At 69.8% G+C, this 4,730-nt stretch carries 5 protein-coding genes and 1 pseudogene; 2 read left to right on the top strand and 4 right to left on the bottom strand.

Annotated elements, in window-relative coordinates:
• The first annotated feature begins 57 nt into the window (after positions 1–57).
• A complete protein-coding gene (locus G6020_RS10520; protein ID WP_179523493.1) occupies positions 58–417 on the top strand; it encodes a GntR family transcriptional regulator in 360 nt (119 codons plus the stop codon).
• 149 nt (positions 418–566) lie between these two features.
• Here the strand turns inward: G6020_RS10520 and G6020_RS10515 are convergent, their stop codons facing one another.
• Positions 567–1,520, bottom strand: coding sequence for a hypothetical protein (locus G6020_RS10515; protein ID WP_182610590.1), 954 nt, complete (start codon positions 1,518–1,520; stop codon positions 567–569).
• A gap of 396 nt (positions 1,521–1,916) precedes the next feature.
• Here G6020_RS10515 and G6020_RS10510 point away from each other — a divergent pair, with 396 nt between their 5' ends.
• Positions 1,917–2,192 (top strand): hypothetical protein, encoded by a 276-nt coding sequence (locus tag G6020_RS10510; protein ID WP_241731491.1) that lies wholly within the window; start codon positions 1,917–1,919, stop codon positions 2,190–2,192.
• A gap of 32 nt (positions 2,193–2,224) precedes the next feature.
• Here the strand turns inward: G6020_RS10510 and G6020_RS10505 are convergent, their stop codons facing one another.
• From G6020_RS10505 to G6020_RS10495, 3 genes and pseudogenes are all read right to left on the bottom strand, one after another.
• Entirely contained in the window at positions 2,225–2,887 is a 663-nt protein-coding gene (locus G6020_RS10505; protein ID WP_182610588.1) for a hypothetical protein, read from the bottom strand.
• Positions 2,888–3,030: 143 nt separating this feature from the next.
• Positions 3,031–4,317 (bottom strand): adenylosuccinate synthase, encoded by a 1,287-nt coding sequence (locus tag G6020_RS10500; RefSeq protein WP_182610587.1) that lies wholly within the window; start codon positions 4,315–4,317, stop codon positions 3,031–3,033.
• 123 nt (positions 4,318–4,440) lie between these two features.
• Positions 4,441–4,730, bottom strand: a pseudogene (locus G6020_RS10495) (biotin-dependent carboxyltransferase family protein); the annotation flags it as partial.

The following is a 4,730-nucleotide window of genomic DNA, read 5'->3' as shown; positions in this document are numbered from 1 at the left end:
TCCCGCACGCCGGGTTCAGGCTCCCGCACGCCGGGTTCGGGCTCCCGGGTGGCCGGGATGACCCTGGCCGTGGACCCCGCCTCGGCGGAGCCGCCGTTCCGCCAACTCAAGGGGCAGATAGTCGAGGGCGTCCGGCGTGGGGTGCTCACCGCAGGGACTCGGCTGCCCGCCGTGCGCACGCTCGCGGAGGAGGTCGGAGTCTCCAGCGCCACCGCCGCGAAGGTCTACCGCGAACTCGAGGAGTCGGGAGTTCTGGAGGGCCGCGGCCGGTCGGGGACGTTCGTCTCAGCAGCCGATCTGCCCGGCGCGGTGCTGGCCCGGGCCGCGGAGGAGTTCGCCGAGCGCGCCGCAGGCTCGGGATTCGACGTCGACGAGGCCGTGGCAGCTCTCCGCAACGCGTTCCGCCAATTGCCCTAGAGATCGCGACCCCGCCTGTCGCCACCCGCCTGTCGCCACCCGCCGGCCATCCCCGATCCGGCGGCCACCCCGATCCGGCGCGATCCTGGATGCATCGGCCGAGTGGGCCCGTCCCAGAACGTGACCGGGATTCAGTGAATGCGACCGGGTCACACGGAATGCTCCCAGCCCTGCTTCTCGAAGGCCCCGCGAACGAATCTGGTGAGCGTCCGCGGGGTGTGCAGCAGACCTTGTGTCACCCGCCTCACCTCCCATCCCAGTGACGCCAGCCGCAGCATCGCCACGGAATCGCCGTCTCGACGGGCCCGGGTCAGATGCTCGTTGCCGTCGTACTGCAACCCGACCTTCCACCGGCGGTTACCCAGGTCGAGTCGCGACACCAGCGCGCCGGACTCATCTCGCACCTCGACCTGCGACTCGAACACCGGCAGATCAGTCGCCCCCATGATCAACCGCAGTTCGGACTCCTTGGGCGACTCGGCCAACGGATCCACGGCGGGCAGCAACCCCAGCACACGACGGACCCCGGTCTGACCTGCCATGGCGAACGCCGCCGCCGCGATCGCATCCGGATCAGTGCCGCCTGTGCGACACATGGAATCGAGCGCCGCGACCGCCCGGACATCAGACGCCATATGCCGGGCGAGGTCGATTGCGGTCCTGGCGGGGGTCGTCACGGCCATCCCCTGCCACAGCAGATGGTCGGGAGTGGCGGTCCACTTGCGGACGACGATCCCGGGCGGGGCCCTGCGCCAGGTCGGCCTCCAGAGCTGGACCTCGTCGCGAACTAGCTCCTCCCCGAAGTACGCCTCCCCGGCCAGGTGCCCGGCGGCGCCCCCGCAGATCACCGAGCGTGGGCCACCCCATAGCCAGGCCGCGCGGATCTTCTGCGCCGGGTCGAGTTCGGCTGACGCTCGCACGTAGACCCTCGGGTGCAGTCGACGGAAGCGGGTGCGCAGATCCTGTCTTGTGAGGATCCCCGCAGCCAGTGCGCTGTTGACCAGGAACGGCTCGCCACCGTAGACGGCTCTGACGAAGGCCGCCTCACGCCTCGGCGGTCGCGCAGGGTCTGAGCGCGCAGGGTCTGAGTGTGTCGGTGGCATGACCGCATGGTGCTACGCGAACGCCCGTCCACCGGGTAGTGGCCGGCCCGCTGTGGATGAGCAGGACGACAATCCACAGCCAGATCGTTGCCCTCGGATCGCTCCCGAGATCGACGCCTCTCGGGAGCGGTCAGGACCGTCAAGGAGCGATGAGGAGCGATCCGCGAAGGCTCGTCTCGGTTCGTGCGTCCTCGGCGAGTTCTGGAACGGACTTTCTCGGCCGATACCTCCGAGAACGCGCCGAATCATAGAGCCGGGCGCACAGAGCCGCGAGGCGGCCGCACAGTGGGCCGGCGCCGGAGCGTGCATCACCGCCGCACAGAGGGCCGCGAGCCGACCGCAGGAACGGCCGTAGGTAATGCCCGTCCATTCAGAGTCGATACTGGAGACATGATCATGACCCGCACAACCTCTGCCGCCGCCGCTCTCGCTCTGACCGCCGCCACTTCCGTTGCCGTTGCGCCCGCCCACGCCGCCCCCGTCCCGGACGGCCATGTCGCCTACGTTGCGCAGGCGTCGGGATCAGCGGACGGCGGCTCCCTGGACAACCCCATCGTCGGAGCCGGTCTCATCATCCTCGCGGGGGTGGGAGTCTCCATCGCTCTGGCCGTCGGCGCGGGAGTGGCGGGCGGGGCGTTCCCCCTTCCGCAGATCCCTGGCCTGCCGAGCTGACGCCGAAGCTGAACCCCGGCACCGCCCAGCACTCAGAACGGGGGCGCTGAGGTGGACCCGGTGGCCACACCGATTCCGACCGCCACCGCGGCGACCACGCCCAGCGCGAGTGAACCCGTGGTCTTCCCGCTGCTCGACGCGAGGCCCGACGACCCCACCGGAAGTGACCCGATGTACCCGCCCGAGGTCGTGCTCTCGACCTCGACGTATCCGTCCCCGGTACAGCTCGACACGGCTTCGAGCGCGAACGACCCGTCCGCTGGGAGCACGGCGAACACGGGGTCGACGGGGCCTCGTGAGCCCGGCGCGGATTCGAAGGTGAGATACCCGAACCGGCCGGCCTGCTCGGCGGCCTCGACGCTCGCCTCGAGCTCGTCGGGCAGTTCGATCTCCTCCGCGTCCGGTTCGAGAGTGCGGAGGAAATCGTAGTAGGCGTTGACCACCTCAGCGGTGCTGAGGATCGTCAGGCAGAAGAGGTCGCGCCCGGACCTGTTGGCGTAGGACACGACGGGTTCACCGGACGAGCGGGTGACGGACAGGGAGCTGAGACTGGTGTAGGTCGCGCTGGGGGCGTTCCGGGGCGCCCCCACGAGCGTCAGTTCCTGCGCTGCCGCCACCCCGGCTCCTGACCAGAGGGTGACCGAGGTGAGGACGGTGGTCGCGGCGGCGACGCCGAGACGGGCGAGGGAAGGCATGGGCGTCATCCGATCGTCGAGGGGACGCGGCCGGCTGCGGATCAACGACACCGCCGCAGGGGACTATATCCCCGGATACCTCGTCCCTCCGCCCGATCACGCGGGTCGTCCTGCCACCCCGCGGCCTGAGTCGCCGGCCCGGGTCAGCTCAGGATGTCGCGCCGCACCACGTTCTGGTCGCGGCCCGGGCCCACCCCGATGTACGACATGTGGCAACCGGCCAGCTCCTCGAGCCGTAGCACGTAGGCGCGGGCCTCCGGCGGCAGATCGCTGAACTCGCGCGCCCCCGTGATGTCGACCTCCCAGCCGGGCATGGTCTCGTAGATCGGCGTGGCGTGGTGGAAGTCGGTCTGCGACATGGGCATCTCGTCGTGCCGGACGCCGTCGACGTCGTAGGCCACGCAGATGGGGATCTCGCCGATGCCGGTGAGCACATCGAGCTTGGTGAGGAAGTAGTCGGTGAACCCGTTGACCCGGGCGGCGTAGCGCGCGATCACGGCGTCGTACCAACCGCAGCGCCGGGTGCGGCCGGTGTTGACGCCCACCTCGCCGCCGGTGACCTGCAGGTATTCGCCCCACTTGTCAAAGAGCTCGGTCGGGAACGGCCCGGCGCCCACTCGCGTGGTGTACGCCTTGACGATGCCCAGCGAGTGGGTGATCTTGGTCGGCCCGACGCCCGACCCCACGCAGGCGCCGCCGGCGGTGGGGTTGGACGAGGTGACGAACGGGTAGGTGCCGTGGTCGACGTCCAGCATGGTGGCCTGGCCGCCCTCCATCAGCACGGACTCGCCGCGCTCCAGGGCCTGGTTGAGCATGAGGGTGGTGTCGCTGACCATGGGTCGAAGCCGGGCGGCGTAAGAGAGGAAGTACTCCACCATCTCGTCGACCTCGACCGCGCGGCGGTTGTAGATCTTGACGAAGATCTGGTTCTTGAGGTGCAGCGCGCCCTCGATCTTCTGCCGCAGGATGGACTCGTCGAAGACGTCCTGCACGCGGATCCCCACCCGCGAGACCTTGTCGGCGTAGGTGGGGCCGATGCCGCGGCCGGTGGTACCGATGGCCTTCTTGCCCAGGAACCGCTCGGTCACCTTGTCCAGCGCCTGGTGGTACGGGGCCACCAGGTGGGCGTCGGCGGAGATGCGCAGCCGCGAGGTGTCGGCGCCGCGGGCCTCGAGGCCGTCGATCTCCTCGAACAGCGCCTCGAGGTTGACCACCACGCCGTTGCCGATCACGGGCACGGCGGTGGGCGAGAGGATCCCGGCGGGGAGGAGCTTGAGCTCGTACTTCTCTCCGCCCACCACAACGGTGTGGCCGGCGTTGTTCCCGCCGTTGGGCTTGACCACGTACTCGACGCGGCCGCCCAGGATGTCGGTGGCCTTCCCCTTGCCCTCGTCGCCCCACTGGGCGCCGATCAGGACGATCGCTGGCATGGTCTGCTTTCACCTCGAAGAGAGTCGTCTTTCGGTGAGGGACGAAAACCGGCCCGCAGGCAGTGATTTCCGCGCACACCAACGGTCCAGGGTACTTGGTTCCGCCTGGCACACCCTAGTCGGTCACTCCGACACCCTCCGGAAGCTCACCGGCGCTCCCGGCAGGAGTTGGGACAGTGAGTCCGACGACCGCGAGGTCAACACCCCGATCACCGGGTACCCGCCCGTGACGGGGTGGTCGGGTCCGAACACGACCGGTGAACCGTCGGCCGGGACCTGCACCGCGCCGCGCACCATGCCCTCGCTGGGGATCTCGCGGGTGCTCGACCGGGGCACGGGCCCGGCCGGATCGATGCGCACCCCCACCCGGTCCGCGTGCCCGCTGACGTGCCCGGTCTCCGCCAGGACGCGCC

Source organism: Dietzia sp. B19, assembly GCF_014145155.1.
Classification (GTDB): Bacteria; Actinomycetota; Actinomycetes; order Mycobacteriales; family Mycobacteriaceae; genus Dietzia; species Dietzia natronolimnaea.
This window is presented reverse-complemented; position numbering and strand designations above follow the sequence as displayed.